The 14,826-nt window shown below is 59.8% G+C and carries 12 protein-coding genes; 9 read left to right on the top strand and 3 right to left on the bottom strand.

Annotation, left to right across the window (positions count from 1 at the left end; translation table 11 throughout):
* Positions 1–47: 47 nt before the first annotated feature.
* Entirely contained in the window at positions 48–2,717 is a 2,670-nt protein-coding gene (locus QE432_RS20760; protein ID WP_306625498.1) for a mechanosensitive ion channel family protein, read from the top strand.
* Between the two features lie 282 nt (positions 2,718–2,999).
* Here QE432_RS20760 and QE432_RS20755 read toward each other — a convergent pair whose 3' ends face one another.
* Positions 3,000–3,242, bottom strand: a complete 243-nt coding sequence (locus tag QE432_RS20755) for a hypothetical protein (protein WP_162686641.1) — start codon at positions 3,240–3,242, stop codon at positions 3,000–3,002.
* Between the two features lie 132 nt (positions 3,243–3,374).
* Here QE432_RS20755 and QE432_RS20750 point away from each other — a divergent pair, with 132 nt between their 5' ends.
* Together QE432_RS20750 and QE432_RS20745 are read left to right on the top strand one after the other, a co-directional pair.
* Positions 3,375–5,888 carry a GcvT family protein gene (locus tag QE432_RS20750; protein WP_121556606.1) on the top strand — a complete coding sequence of 838 codons (2,514 nt, stop codon included), beginning with the start codon at positions 3,375–3,377 and terminating at the stop codon, positions 5,886–5,888.
* A gap of 162 nt (positions 5,889–6,050) precedes the next feature.
* Positions 6,051–6,884 carry a response regulator gene (locus QE432_RS20745; protein ID WP_003515447.1) on the top strand — a complete coding sequence of 278 codons (834 nt, stop codon included), beginning with the start codon at positions 6,051–6,053 and terminating at the stop codon, positions 6,882–6,884.
* 31 nt (positions 6,885–6,915) lie between these two features.
* On the opposite strand, the gene QE432_RS20740 is transcribed toward QE432_RS20745, so the two are convergent.
* The gene (locus QE432_RS20740) at positions 6,916–8,472 is read right to left on the bottom strand and encodes a phospholipase D family protein (RefSeq protein ID WP_112497517.1); all 1,557 of its coding nucleotides are present in this window, start codon (positions 8,470–8,472) and stop codon (positions 6,916–6,918) included.
* 165 nt (positions 8,473–8,637) lie between these two features.
* Between QE432_RS20740 and QE432_RS20735 the strand changes: the two genes are divergently transcribed.
* The 3 genes from QE432_RS20735 to QE432_RS20725 are packed head-to-tail and all read left to right on the top strand — an operon-like array spanning position 8,638 to position 9,963.
* Positions 8,638–8,952 (top strand): ArsR/SmtB family transcription factor, encoded by a 315-nt coding sequence (locus tag QE432_RS20735; RefSeq protein WP_003515444.1) that lies wholly within the window; start codon positions 8,638–8,640, stop codon positions 8,950–8,952.
* Entirely contained in the window at positions 8,949–9,308 is a 360-nt protein-coding gene (locus tag QE432_RS20730) for an SRPBCC family protein (RefSeq protein WP_306625496.1), read from the top strand. The genes QE432_RS20735 and QE432_RS20730 overlap by 4 nt, the downstream gene beginning before the upstream one ends.
* A gap of 43 nt (positions 9,309–9,351) precedes the next feature.
* Positions 9,352–9,963, top strand: a complete 612-nt coding sequence (locus QE432_RS20725) for an ATP-dependent Clp protease proteolytic subunit (protein WP_013636224.1) — start codon at positions 9,352–9,354, stop codon at positions 9,961–9,963.
* 43 nt (positions 9,964–10,006) lie between these two features.
* On the opposite strand, the gene parE is transcribed toward QE432_RS20725, so the two are convergent.
* Positions 10,007–12,127, bottom strand: a complete 2,121-nt coding sequence (gene parE / locus QE432_RS20720; RefSeq protein ID WP_013636223.1) for a DNA topoisomerase IV subunit B — start codon at positions 12,125–12,127, stop codon at positions 10,007–10,009.
* Between the two features lie 209 nt (positions 12,128–12,336).
* On the opposite strand from parE, the gene QE432_RS20715 reads away from it, so the two are divergent.
* From QE432_RS20715 to secG, 3 genes are all read left to right on the top strand, one after another.
* Positions 12,337–13,218 carry a dienelactone hydrolase family protein gene (locus QE432_RS20715; protein WP_149910069.1) on the top strand — a complete coding sequence of 294 codons (882 nt, stop codon included), beginning with the start codon at positions 12,337–12,339 and terminating at the stop codon, positions 13,216–13,218.
* Between the two features lie 214 nt (positions 13,219–13,432).
* Complete coding sequence (gene tpiA / locus QE432_RS20710) at positions 13,433–14,203, top strand: triose-phosphate isomerase (protein ID WP_003515430.1); 771 nt, start codon at positions 13,433–13,435, stop codon at positions 14,201–14,203.
* A 115-nt stretch (positions 14,204–14,318) separates the two neighbouring features.
* Positions 14,319–14,777 carry a preprotein translocase subunit SecG gene (gene secG, locus QE432_RS20705; protein ID WP_065687408.1) on the top strand — a complete coding sequence of 153 codons (459 nt, stop codon included), beginning with the start codon at positions 14,319–14,321 and terminating at the stop codon, positions 14,775–14,777.
* The last annotated feature ends 49 nt before the right edge of the window (positions 14,778–14,826 follow it).

Below are 14,826 nucleotides of genomic sequence, written 5' to 3'. Positions count from 1 at the left end.
TCGCTTTTTGCGGGTGGTTTTCCGCGCGGCAGGCGATAAATAGCCTGATGCTGGGTGAAGATATGAAAGGCATGGATGTGCGGTTGATGTTTGGCGGAATGATTGACGGTAGGCGGATGTTTGGCGGGCCTTTATCCGGCCGGCGGCGAAAGGCCGCCCTGGCTGCAATAATGATCGCGGTATTCACCCTCCTTGGCAGCTTTCTGTCGTCCGCAACCTTGGCGTCGGCACAGGATTCGCCAGCGGCCGCACCAGTCGCTATCCAGGCTTCCATCGTCGAGCAGGCACGCACGGATCTGGAAAAATGGAAGGCCGATATTTCGGCAATCGCCAAACAGGTTGAGGCGGGCGGCAGCGATGACGTGCAACTGGTGGACCTGAAGGGACGCGCCGATACCATTGCAGCCGATGCTGCCGCCGCCAACACCAAGTTGCGGACCCGCCTGGACCAGATCAAGACGCGTCTCGACGCGCTTGGCGCTGCTCCGGCGGAAGGACAGCCACCCGAAGCGAGCATGGTGACGGAGGAGCGCTCCCGGCTGACGGCGGAGCGTGCCGAGGTAAATGCCATTGCCGGCGAGGTGGAGAGCACTGCCACCAACGCCGCGCAGATTTCCAACAACATTACGGCGGTTCGGCGGGCGCTTTTTGCCGCGACCCTGTTCAAGCGCACCGAAGTCTCTTCCCAGACGCTGGGCGACGCCTCTTCCGCCTTCGTGAGCGAGCTGACCAATCTCAACAACGCCTTCAGCAGCTGGGCGGGTTTCGTCTGGAACTACAAACGCCTGCCGATGTTCGGGGCGGTGATGCTGTCGATCATGGCGGCGCTGCTGTTTCTGGTGGGCGGTTATCGCTTTTTCGGCAGCCGCATGGAAAGGCGGGCCTTTACCGGCGAGCCTTCCTATCTGCGGCGGCTTTCCGTAGCCTTCTGGTCAACCATGGTGCAGTCGCTGTCGCTTTTCCTGTTTCTGGTAACCTCGGCGTTTTTCCTCGATAATTTCAACGTGCTTCGTTCCGATATCGCGCCGATCCTGTTCGGGGCCATGGCAGTTACGGGCTTCGTCTATTTCGTGTCGCGGCTGAGCTACGCTATCTTTGCGCCGACGCAGCCGGAATGGCGCCTGTTGCAGGTTTCCAATCGCGGAGCGCACACGCTGTCCTCGGCCGTGCTTTTGATGGCGCTCGTCAACGGTCTCGATTATCTGTTCGGCACGATCAGCGAGACGCTCTATTCGCCGCTGATCGTCACCGTTGCCAAGAGCTTCATTGCCTCCATCATCATTGGTATCATCCTGCTCACCGTGTCGTTCCTGCGCCCGGTGATCGGTGAGGGGCAGGACTACGAGACCGGCAATCAACGCCTGCCGCGCTGGCTGGTCATTCTGCTCAGGGTCGGCGGGCTTGTTCTCATCGGTGCCTGCCTGACGGGTTATGTGGGGCTGGCGAGGTTCCTTGCCACGCAGATCGTCGCCACCGGTGCGGTGCTCGCAACGATGTATATCGGCATTCTTTCCGGCAAGGCGATTTCGCGACAGGGCGCCTTTTCCGAATCCCTGGCCGGTCGTTATCTCGGGCGGCGCTACGGTCTCGGCCCGGTTGCGCTGGATCAGGCCGGTCTTGCGGCGGGGCTCGGAATCTATGTCATCGCACTCGCCTTCGGCGTGCCGCTCATCCTGTTTTCCTGGGGGTTCCAGCCGGGCGATATCGAAAGCTGGGCCTATCGTCTGCTGACCGGCATCACCGTCGGCAATGCCTCCATCTCGCTGATCGGCCTGTTCGGCGGCGTCCTTGTCTTTGCCATCGGCTACATCATCACACGCTGGTTCCAGAAGTGGCTGGACAACAACGTCATGGCGCGCGGGCAGGTGGATGCTGGCGTGCGCAACTCTGTCAAGACCGGCATCGGTTATCTCGGCATCGCGGTTGCGGCCATTTTCGGCGTCTCTTCCGCCGGTCTTAACCTCTCCAGCCTGGCGCTGGTGGCGTCTGCCCTTTCGGTCGGTATCGGTTTCGGCCTTCAGAACATCGTCTCGAACTTCGTCTCCGGCCTCATCCTGCTGGTCGAGCGTCCCTTCAAGGTGGGTGACTGGGTGGTGACAGGCACGACTGAAGGCACCGTCAAACGGCTTTCGGTGCGCGCGACCGAGATTGAAACCTTCCGCGGCCAGTCGATCATCGTACCGAACTCGGAATTCATCAATTCCTCGGTCGGCAACTGGACACACCGCAACCGTATTATGCGTGCGGAAATTCCGGTCTCCGTTGCCTATGAATCCGATCCGCAGCAGGTGATGGATATTCTGCTGGAACTGGTGCGCACCCAGCCGCCCGTACTGCGCAACCCCGAACCGCACGTGGAATTCCTCCGTTTCGGCGACTTCTCGCTGGATTTCGAATTGCGTTTCCACCTCGCCGATCTTTCGAACGGGCTTGGCGTGAAAAACGCGCTGAGGATCGCGATCCTGAAACGCTTCCGCGAAGAGGGGATCGCCATCCCGTTCCCGCAGCGTAACCTCAACATCCACGTGGAAGGCGATGCAAATCCGCAAATGCTGGCGGCGCTGCTTTCGGAAGAGGGTGACAAGGCGGTGGCGGCGCATACGGGCGCGGCGGCGCCTGCCGCGGCAACTGCACCGGAAAAGGACGCGGGCAAGGCGGGTGACAAAACCGTGGTGGAGCCGAAGGCGACGTTGAAGGCGGCCGGCAAGGACAGTTAATCTGCGGCTACCGCGGCTGCGGCGACGCAGCCGATACGGGCGTTGACGGGCGCGGGGAGTTATCCTCGCGCACTATTTGCATAGTGGCGGATGAGACGCCCGGGGGAAACAAACGCGACGTCCAGAAGACTGTGGATGGTGCGGACGTTGCCGCGACCACAGGCCCGCAGGGCCAGCAACCGGCGGCCGAAAACATGGCCGGCAATGACAACACCATTCGCAGCACGAACAGTTCCGGCCTTTTTTCCGATAGCCAGTTTGCGAGGTCGCTCGTCATAGGCTTCAACAGCGTTTCCATCGGTACAGCACGCCCGCATGGCTGGACGCGGCGGCAAAAACTGCCGCTGGCAAGGACGTAAAAGACCGCGCCAAGATTTGTGCATCTTCGCAGGAGGTTGCGAAATGAGACTGGCTATTTTTCTCTTCTGTATGTTTTTTCCGTTTCTGGCAAATGCGCAGGATATGTGCGCCACCGTCGTCTTCAAAAGGCGACGGTGGTTTGAAACCCGCCTCCAGCGACGGCATTTTCTCCCCTGTCGCAGCACCCTATGGCCATGTCGCAATCAGGCGGCTGAACGGCCGCCGGGCGCTTCATATTCCATCCCATCGATTTGGCAGCACGACAGGCAATGCCGGCGCTTTTTAGGGGTTCTGTAAATGAAGACACATGCACGGGCGGTGGTGATCGGTGGCGGCGTCGTCGGCGTTTCGACGCTTTATCATCTTGCCAAGAAGGGCTGGAGCGACAGCGTCCTTATCGAGCGCAAGGAACTGACCTCCGGTTCCACCTGGCACGCAGCCGGTCTTTTGCCGCTGTTCAACATGAGCTACTCGGTCGGCCAGATCCACAAGTATTCGGTGAAGTTCTACGAGGAGCTTCAGGAAGAGACCGGCATGAATGTCGGTTTCTCCAAGGTCTCGAACATTCGTCTCGCCCGCACCAAGGATCGCTGGGACGAATATATGTATTATGCCGGCATTGCCGAGACCATCGGTGTGCGGGTCAACATGCTGACGCCGGAGCAGGTGAAGGAAATCTGGCCGCTTTGCGAGACGGACGGCCTGCTGGGCGCCATCCAGCACCCCGATGATGGTTATATCCAGCCCGCCGACCTGACGCAGGCGCTGGCGAAGGGCGCGCGCGACCGTGGCGCCACCATCTATCGCAACACCACCGTCACCGCCATCGAGCAGCTGGAAGACGGTCACTGGAAGGTGACGACGGATAAGGGCGAGATCGTCGCCGAACATATCATCTCCTGCACCGGCTCCTTTGCCCGCAAGACCGGCGAGATGGTCGGCATCAATATTCCGGTCATCCCGGTTGAGCACCAATATATCGTCACCGAGCCGCATCCGGCCATTCTGGAGCGCCGCCGTCAGGGTCTGCCGGAAATGGGCGTTCTGCGTGAATCGGATTCGGCCTGGTACATGCGCGAGGAGGCCGGCGGTCTGATCCTCGGCCCTTACGAAGTCGGCGCTCCGGTCTGTTATGTCGACGGTCCCTCTGACGATAGCGAATATGAGCTGTTCCAGGAGGAACTCGACCGCCTTATGCCGCATATCGAAACGGCGATGGTGCGCGTTCCGGCTTTCGGTGAAGTCGGTATCAAGAAGGTCTATAACGGCGCTATCGCCTATACGCCTGATGGCAACCCGATCGTCGGTCCGGCACCGGGCCTGAAGAATTTCTGGCTGAATGAAGGCCACTCGTTCGGCATCACCGCTGCCGGTGGTGCTGGCTGGCAGCTTGCCGAATGGATCGTCGATGGTGAGCCTACACTCGATCTGATGGGTGTCGATCCGCGCCGTTTCGGCCCTCACGCAACGGAAGGTTACCTCATTGCCAAGAATGAGGAAGCCTATGCCAACGTCTTCACCATGCATTACCCTGATGAAGAACGTTCCGCTGCCCGTCCGCTGAAGACGACGCCGGTTTACGACCGTCTGAAGAAGCTCGGCGGTGTGTTCGGTTCCGTTTACGGCTGGGAACGTGCCAACTGGTATGCTCCGGAAGGTTATGCGCTGCGCGAAGAGGACCTCGGCGTCGGTGCGGATGTCATCACCAGCCACAACTATGCGCCGCCACTGGATGATGGCCGTATCGTTGAGAAGTGGTCGTTCCGCCGCTCGAACTATTTCGAACATGTCGGCAACGAGGTGAAGAACGTCACCCAGAATGTCGGCGTGCTTGACATGTCGGCCTTCGCCAAGATGGAAGTCTCAGGTCCCGGCGCGCGCGCCTGGCTGGACAGCATTCTCGCCAATATCGTGCCGAAGAAGCGCGGCCGTATTGCGCTGACGCATCTTCTGACTCCAAATGGCGGCGTGAAGGTGGAGTTCACCGTCTATGAATGGGCGCCGGGTCGGTTCTATCTGGTGTCCGCCGGTGGTCTTGAGGCGCACGATCATGACGTGCTCCAGCGGCTTGCGCCCACCGACGGTTCCGTCGTGCTGCAGCCCATCACCCAGAAATACGGCGTGCTGGTGCTTGCCGGTCCGAAGTCGCGCGATCTCCTGAAGAAGCTGACCCGTACCAGCCTCGAGAACAAGGATTTCCCGTGGCTGACGGCGAAGCAGATCTCCGTGGGTGTGGCGACGGCGCATGCGCTGCGCGTCAACTTCGTCGGTGAACTGGGCTGGGAATTGCACCATCCTATCGAAATGCAGAACTACATCTTCGACCGGCTGATGGAAGCGGGCGCCGAATTTGGCATCAAGCCATTCGGTATTCGTGCGATGGTGTCGATGTCGCTTGAAAAGTCGTATCGCAACATGGGCCGCGAGCTTTCGGTCGAATATAACGCCTATGAATCCGGTCTCGACCGTTTCCTGCGTCCGGAGAAAAACTTCATCGGCCGCGACGCGCTGGTGGCATACAAGGAAGCCGGCTTGAAATCGGTATTCTCGACGCTAACCGTTTCGGGCAATACGGATGTCGATGCCCGTGGTTCTGAAGCTATCTTCGATGCAGATGGCGCACTTGCTGGCCGTGTGACGAGCGGCGGCTTTGGCTGGCGTATCGGCAAGTCGATTGCGCTTGCCATGCTGAAACCCGAATATGCCACGATTGGCACGAAGCTGAAAATCCGCATTCTCGGCACGCTTTATGATGCCGAGGTGGTGGAAGAAAGCCCCTTCGATACGGAAAACGCGCTGCTGCGCGCCTGAGGGATTTTCCTGGAAGCATTCGAAACACGGCCCTCCCTCGGGGGCCGTGTTTTCTTTTGGGTAAGCATGTATGCCGACTGTTTTTGGGCAAAAGTGTTATTAATCATTCTGAAAAATACGCCTGCTAATTTCCCGTGAAAGACGACGGGGGACTGGGACAAAATGAATTTTCTGGGCATTACGGGCATGCAATATTCGGGTGTGCCATTTACCAATTGCCGCATTTTGCTTGCGGAAGATACCAATGTGTTCACCCAGATGGTGAGCATGCGGCTGAAGGAATTGCTGGGCGTTTCCGTGGAGGTGTGCCGTAACTTCGAGGAGTTGCAGGCGTGCTACGAACACTCGGCCGAACCCGTGACGCTTGCGATTTCCAACATCAATCTTCCGGGGGCGGAAAATGGCGAGGCGCTGGAATATCTGATCGATCTTTCGATCCCTACCATCGTTTTCACCAGCACGTTTCATGAGGCGACCCGCGAGACGCTGATCGCCAAGAATGTGGTCGACTACATTCTGAAAGACAATATCTTTGCCGTGGACATGCTGACGGAATCCATCTGTCGGTTCCTCACCAACCACCGCCACCATGTGCTGATCGTGGATGACAGCCCAACGGCGCGGGCGCTGCTTTCCAGCCGCCTCAAGCGTTATAATTTCCGCGTCAGCCTTGCCGATAGCGGTGCGAAGGCGCTCGAAATCCTGAAGGCCAATCCCGATATCGGGCTGGTGGTGACCGACTACAATATGCCCGATATTGACGGTTTCGAACTGACACGGCGCATCCGCACCGTACGCGGTTCGCACGAGTTGCGCATCATCGGCGTTTCCTCTTCCACCAACCGGCTTTTGTCGGCGCGGTTCCTGAAGGCGGGTGGCAACGATTTCATGCTGCGGCCCTTCATCGACGAGGAATTTTATTGCCGCGTCAACCAGAACCTCGACACGCTGGTGCAGATACAGCTGGCCAAGGCTGGCGTGAGACCGGCGGCCTGACCGGACTTTTCGTTATCAAAGCCGCGATAAGTCAAAGCTGAGACTCGAGTGGCAGGAAACGCATGATGCCCGCGACGATCCGGCGGCTGATGGCAGCGTCCGGTTCACGCCTGTATGTCTTCGGCTGGCCGTGTTCTTCGGTCATCCAGACGATGCGATTGCCGTTGTCTATATCCAGCTCGAAGCTCATTGAGCGGCGGATCTCTTCGCTGAATATCTCGTCCATGCGCGCAACCAGCGGGGCTGAGGTGAAAACGACGCCCATTTCCGTGTTAAGAGACGCGGAGCGTGGATCGAAATTGAGCGAGCCAATATAGCCGGTCTTGCCGTCGCGGGAGAAAGCCTTGGTGTGGAGGCTCGCCTGTCCTGAACCGCGAAGCGTAAAGCTTGGCTGGTCCGCCTGTGCACGCAGTTCATGCAGTCGCACCCCGCCCAGCAGAAGCGGCTTTCGATACCGTGCGTAACCGGCGTGAACGGCGGCAACATCTGTTGCAGCCAGCGAGTTGGTGAGGATGGCAACCGAGACGCCGCGCTCGGCAAGGTTTGCAAAAATGTCCAAGCCCTGTTTGCCGGGAATGAAATAAGGGGAGGTGATGTGCAGGCTGTCATTTGCCTCCTGCATCAGCGGCAGCAGGCTCTCCATCAGGAAGTTGTGGCCGTTGCGGCGTTTTCCCGCTGCTTTTTCCGGCGGGTCGGCAAGCACGTCGGCTTCATCGACCCAGTGCAGGCGGTCCGACATCAGGAAATGACCGCTGCCATATTGGTTTTCTACGCGCTCGAGATAGGGTTTGGCAGCCTCGCTTTTCGGCAGCGCAGCAAGCTCGCGCCTTAACCTGGCAAGCTTGCTCGGCCTGCGCGCCAGAAGCGAGCGCACGGGAACGGAAACGGCGCTGTTCCAGTAGTCGTCGAAGATTTCGGTGGCATCCGCAACGATCCTGCCGAAACCGAGAATGTCGAAATCGTGGAAATTGGCCCGTTCGGCGGCATCGAAATAGGCGTCGCCAATATTACGGCCGCCAACGATCGCGGCGCGTCCGTCGGCAATCCACGCCTTGTTGTGCATGCGCCGGTTGACGCTTCGGAACCGGAGGACCAGTTCCAGGCTTCGATACAGGATGTTTTCCCGCGCCCTGGTTGGGTTGAAGAGCCGCAACTCGATATTGGGATGGCTGTCGATGGCGTGGAAGATGCGGTCGGACATCGAGACGCCGAGATCGTCCAGAAGCAGCCTCACGCGCACGCCGCGATCTGCCGCGGCAATGACCTCGCGCATCATCAGCCGACCGGTCAGATCGGCGTTCCACATGTAATACATCAGATCAAGGCTGCGTCCGGCCGCCCGCGCCGCCGCCATGCGCACTGCAAAGGCATCCAGATTGGAATGCAGCAGGCAGAGCGCGTTTTTCTCGTTCCAGCCGTTCCTTATCGACTGCCAGTGGCGGTCGAGCCCGGTCGCATCCTCGGCAACGGGCAGGGCAGTTGAGGGGCGTTTGGGAATGGCCTTTTCCCGCTGCTTGCTGATGACAACAAACAGGGCTGGTCCGACGACCAGCAGCACCATGGCGATAAAGACCGTAAATGCAGTCACTTGTTTTGATCACTCCCGGCCTGAAGATTATCAGGCCGGGTGAAAACGCGCGAGCACATAAAGCGTTCACGGCAGAAGAGGGTGCGGGAGCGAAAAGCCTGCCTTGCGAAGCGAATGCAGGAGGCGGGACTTGTGAATCACATAAGTGTATGCTTATCTGTTGTCATGACAGAGAATGATATTTTCCGGGCGCTGGCCGATCCGACACGCCGCGCTATTTTCGAAAAGCTCGCGGATGGTGCCCAGAACGCTTCCGCCTTGCGTGAGGGTTTCGATATCAGCCAGCCGGCCATGTCGCAGCATCTTGCTGTGCTGCGGGGGGCGGGGCTGGTCGTCGAACGGCGGCAGGGTCGTTTCGTCAATTACGAGGTCGATCCGGATGGGCTGACACGGATTGCGACATGGCTTGGCAAATACCGCGCCTACTGGCCGCAGCGCGTAGAAGCACTGAAGCTCTTGCTGAAGGATATGGATCAATGAACAGGGAACTGCCCGCAGCACCCAAACCCGTTGTCGAGCTGGAATATGATCTCGATGAGCCGCCGCAAAAAGTCTGGCGTGCGATCAGCATTCCGGCCTTCCGTGAACACTGGTTGCCGAAGGAGGCTTTGGCTGAACCCGAGGCGATCAGGATCACCCCGGGGAAGGAGGTCTGCTACAGGATACGGGATGACGTTCCGCCATTTTTGGAAAACACCGTCACCTTCAGTATTGCACCCAACGCGAGCGGCGGCACCAGCCTGCGGGTCATTCATGAGTTGCCCATCACCGGTTCCGGTCGGATGACAAAGGCCGCCGCAAACCACAACCGTTCGCCCATCAAGCTCGCCGCCTGATCCACCACATTTCCTTACATTTTCAAACGACAGGAGTTCGCCGATGCGCGAAGCGATGCAACTCGTCCCTATGGTAGTTGAACAATCCGCTAGGGGAGAAAGGTCCTTCGACATCTATTCCCGGCTGTTGCGGGAAAGGATCATCTTTCTCAACGGTGAGGTCAACGACGCTGTTTCCGCACTTGTCTGCGCGCAACTGCTGTTTCTGGAGGCGGAAAACCCGAAGAAGCCGATCCATCTCTACATCAATTCTCCAGGCGGCGTCGTGACCAGCGGTCTCGCAATGTATGACACCATGCGCTACATCCGCGCGCCGGTTCATACTCTATGCATGGGGACCGCCCGTTCGATGGGCTCGTTCCTGCTTATGGCGGGCGAACCGGGCGCGCGGGCGGCATTGCCCAACGCCAGCATCCTCATTCACCAGCCGTCCGGCGGGTTTCAGGGGCAGGCGTCGGATATGCTCATCCATGCTGAAGAAATCAGGCAGACAAAGCACCGAATGACGCGGCTTTATGCCGAGCATTGCAAACGCAGCTATGACGAGTTTGAAGCGGCAATGGATCGCGACCGTTTCATGACGGTGGAAGAGGCACTGGAGTGGGGTTTGATCGACCGCGTTCTGGACGTTCGCGAAGATGTGGCGGCGGCATGACTCAAATCGTCCCGGTTGGCGCATGGCTGGCCGGGACGGTTGATCAGATATCCAGATTATCCGCGAAGGCAGCGCGTTCCTGAATGAAGCGGAAGCGGGCATCCGCCTTGGTGCCCATCAGATTGTCGACCGCCTCGCGGGTACCTTCGAAATCCACATCGTCGATCTCGACGCGCAGCAGGGTGCGCTTTTCGGGATCCATGGTGGTTTCCTTCAACTGTGCCGCCATCATTTCGCCAAGGCCTTTGAAGCGGCCGATTTCGACCTTCTTGCCCTTGAAGACAGTTTCCATCAATTCGGCGCGGTGGGCGTCGTCACGGGCATAGGCGCTCTTGGCACCCTGACGGATGACGTAGAGCGGCGGCACTGCGAGATAGAGGTGGTTGCCACGAATGAGTTCCGGCATTTCCTGATAGAAGAAGGTGATGAGCAGCGAGGCGATGTGAGCACCATCGACGTCGGCATCCGTCATGATGATGATGCGTTCGTAACGCAGATCCTCTTCGCGGTACTTGGTGCGCGTGCCGCAGCCCAGCGCCTGGATGAGATCGGCGATCTGCTGGTTGGCGGAGAGTTTTTCACGGCTGGCGCTGCCGACGTTGAGGATCTTGCCGCGCAGCGGCAGGATGGCCTGATTGGCGCGGTTGCGCGCCTGCTTGGCCGAGCCGCCAGCCGAGTCACCCTCGACGATGAAAAGCTCGGCATTCTCAGCCGTGTTCTGCGAGCAGTCCGCCAGCTTACCGGGCAGGCGCAGCTTGCGCACCGCGGTCTTGCGGTTGACTTCCTTTTCCTTGCGGCGGCGCAGGCGTTCTTCGGCGCGCTCGATCACCCAGTCCAGCAGCTTCGCCGCTTCGCCCGGATTGCCGGTGAGATAATGGTCGAAGGGGTCGCGTAGCGCGTTTTCGACGATGCGCTGGGCCTCGACGGTCGCGAGCTTGTCCTTGGTCTGGCCGACGAATTCCGGCTCGCGGATGAAGACGGAGAGCATGCCCGCTGCCGAGATCATCACGTCATCGGTGGTGATTTCCCTGGCTCGCTTGTTCTGGGTCAGCTCCGCATAGTTCTTCAGGCCCTTGGTGAGTGCGATGCGGAAACCGGCCTCATGCGTACCGCCTTCAGGCGTCGGGATGGTGTTGCAATAGGAATGGATCTGCGTGTCGCCGCCATACCAGGTCACAGCCCATTCCAGCGCGCCGTGGCCACCGGTCTTTTCGGTGCGGCCGGAGAAAATCTCGCGGGTGACAGTGAATTCCTTGCCGAGCGTGGCGGCCAGATAGTCCTTCAGACCACCGGGGAAATGGAACACGGCCTTTTCGGGGATTTCGCCACCGGCGGGCACCATGCCGGGATCGCAGCTCCAGCGGATCTCGACGCCGCCGAAGAGATAAGCCTTGGAGCGGGCCATGCGGAAAATACGGGCCGGTTCGAATTTTGCGTGATCGCCGAAGATCTGCGGGTCCGGATGGAAACGCACGCGGGTGCCACGACGGTTGTGCACGTCACCCAGTTCTTCGAGACCGCCGATGGGCGCGCCGCGCGAAAAGCGCTGGCGGTAAAGCTTGCGGTTACGGGCGACTTCCACTTCCAGAAGATCGGACAGCGCATTGACCACGGAAACGCCGACGCCGTGCAGGCCGCCGGAGGTTTCATAGGCCTTGCCATCGAACTTGCCGCCGGCATGCAGCTTGGTCATGATGACTTCGAGCGTCGACTTGCCCGGAACCTGCGGATGGTTTTCCACGGGAATGCCGCGTCCGTTATCGGTGACGGTCAGGAAACCCTCGGTATCGAGATGGACCTCGATGAAATTGGCGTGGCCTGCGACGGCCTCGTCCATGGAGTTGTCGATGACTTCGGCAAAGAGGTGGTGCAGCGCCTTCTCGTCGGTGCCGCCAATATACATACCGGGTCGCATGCGCACCGGTTCCAGCCCTTCGAGCACGCGGATCGACGAGGCACCGTAGTCGTCACCGGAGGGGGACACGGGCGCTGGGGGTGGGGGCGTCGTGACGGCCGCAACGGCTGCTGGTTTCGGCTGCACGTTCACGTTCGCGGCTGCGGACACCGGGGCCTTCACGGGTTTTGCCGTGTCCTCGTTCTTTTCCGTTTCGCTGTTTGGTGCCACCGGAAGACCGGAGAAGAGATCGTTGCTATCGTCCATCATGTCCAAGGTTCAAAAAAGCGTGTCGTCAGAATTTCGCCAAGCGAATCAGTATGCCAATAGGGGCGAGTATAGCGCCAAACGTGCAGGGCGTGTGGCCTAACGCGGCGCACCCTATGCCACGACTATGTCAGGGTTTCGCAACAGGAGGATTGCGCTGCCGCCCTGGCAATGGCAAGTCTCGCAGCCACGAATGAACGGTTAACCAAGTCATGTCCACAGCTCATTTCACGTTTTGTACTCTTTTCTGCCTGACTGTTGCGGCGATGCCGGGCGGTGCCGGGGCGGCGGACGGGCCGCTGCGGCCGTTCAAGGACGAGCTGTTTTCCAGCCAGACAGTGCTTTCCACGGCCGATGGCGGCGCATCTGAGGTGATCGATTATCAGGAGATGCGCGATATCAACGGCCGCGACGAGGTACCGGAACGCCGGGTGAAGCGGCAATATGTGGATATGGCGCCCAAGACAGCGCAGGCGATGGAATCCGTGGCGGTTGAGGGCAGGGCGCTTGAGGTGGGCCGCGTCGGGCCATCATCCGGGCAGGCCTTCACCGTGATCTTCATTCACGGGCGCGGCGGCGACCGGCGGCTTGGCATGAACGACTATACGTTCGGTGGCAATTTCAACCGGCTGAAAAATCTGGCTATCGCCAATGGCGGCACCTATTATGTGCCGAGCGTACGATCCTTCGATGCCAATGGCGTTGCCGACGTTTCCGCGCTGATCGCCTATGCGGCTAGCAAATCCGGCGGCAAGCCGGTGGTGTTGGCCTGCGCCTCCATGGGCAGCTTCATCTGCTACGGCATCAGCCGCGACAAGGCGACGGTCGGCAATCTCAAGGGCATGGCGATCCTTGGCGGCGCGGTCGATCCCGATTTTCCGAAGAGCGCCTTTGCGAAAGCCAAAAAGCCGGTGTGGTTCACCCATGGCAGCGCCGACAAGGTCTATTCCGCCGACAGCCAGGCGACCATCTTCCGCACCTTGCTGAAGGCGGGAGAGCCGGCGCGCTTTACGCTTTTTGAGACAGGCACGCATGGAACGCCGGTGCGCATGACCGACTGGCGGGCGGTTCTGAACTGGATTTTGAGCCGATGAGGTCCAGTTTTGGTTCGACAGGCGCGAATTTCGGCAAATTGACCGACGTTTTGAAGCTTATGACTGCTTTTTTGTACCAATTGTCATCAGCTGCGTTTAAGGAAATATTCCGGGATTTCCGGCAGGGTTTCTGTCGCGATTAGGGGCCGCCTGGCGGCTGAGGTAAGGGGTGTTCGCGCAAGCGGCTCTCCGAGACAAAGGGAATGGGATACGCATGACGCCGAATGTTCGACCGCTTGTAGCCGGAAACTGGAAGATGAACGGCACCCGTTCGTCGCTCGATCAGATCAAGGCCATGGCAGAGGGCGTCAAGGGCGCGCTTTCCGAAAAGGTGGATGCGCTGATCTGCCCGCCATCGACGCTTCTTTATGTGGCAACCGCGCTCTGCGACGACAGCCCGCTGATGATTGGCGGACAGGATTGCCACCAGAATGTTTCCGGCGCGCATACGGGTGACATTTCCGCCGAGATGATTGCCGATTGCTTCGGCACCCATGTCATCGTCGGCCACTCCGAGCGTCGCACCGACCATGCCGAGACGGATCATCTGGTCCGTGCCAAGGCCGTTGCCGCCCATCAGGCCGATCTTATCGCCATCGTCTGCATTGGCGAGACGGCGGATGAGCGCAAGGCGGGCCAGACGCTCGATATCCTCAAGCGCCAGCTCGCCGGATCGCTTCCGGACGAGGCAACCGCCGAAAACACCGTCATCGCTTATGAGCCGGTCTGGGCCATCGGCACGGGTCTGACGCCGACCACGCAGGACGTGCGCGAGGCCCACGCCTTCATGCGCGACGAGCTGGTCAAGCGCTTTGGTGATGAAGGCAAGACCATGCGGATTCTCTACGGCGGCTCGGTGAAGCCTGCCAATGCGCTGGAACTGATGGGTGTCGAGAATGTCGACGGCGCACTGATCGGCGGCGCGAGCTTGAAAGCCTCCGACTTCCTTTCCATCTATGCGGCATACGAGCAACTGACGGCTTGAGACACTCTTTCCTGCCACAGTGGCGGGAAAGGGGCTTGGAATAAGCCTTCGCCTCATGTAAAGAGCCGCGAAACCTTCTTTGTAGTGCTCCGCGCGGGGCATGGAATGGATTGTCATGCAGACCGTTTTGATTGTTATTCACCTCATGATCGTGCTGGCGCTTGTCGGCGTGGTTCTGATCCAGCGTTCCGAAGGCGGCGGCCTCGGCATCGGCGGCGGTTCGGGCTTCATGTCCGCGCGCGGAACGGCCAATGCGCTGACCCGCACGACGGGCATCCTTGCCGCGCTGTTCTTCGTGACGTCGCTCGGACTTGGTCTTCTGACCCGGTACGAATCGCGCCCGACGGATATTCTGAACCGTATTCCGGCCACGCAGGGTCAGGGCAACGGCATTCTCGACACGCTCGGTCCGGCACAGACGCCGGCAACGCCGGCTCCGGCTGAGAATGGCGTTCCGACCAACAGCGGCGCTGCAGCACCTGCGCAGACCACGCCTGCACCGGCCACTGCTGGTGAAGCCGCTCCGGCGCCGGCCAAGCCCGCCGATCCGAACGCAGTTCCGACCGGTCAATAAGCCCGGTTATGATTTAACGCTCCGGCAGGCCAAAAGCCTGCCGGTTTTC

Origin of the sequence: Agrobacterium sp. SORGH_AS_0745, from assembly GCF_030818995.1 — a bacterium.
Taxonomy (GTDB): Bacteria; Pseudomonadota; Alphaproteobacteria; order Rhizobiales; family Rhizobiaceae; genus Agrobacterium; species Agrobacterium tumefaciens.
Note: the sequence above shows the minus strand (reverse complement) of the source record. Positions and strands in the feature narration are given on the sequence as shown.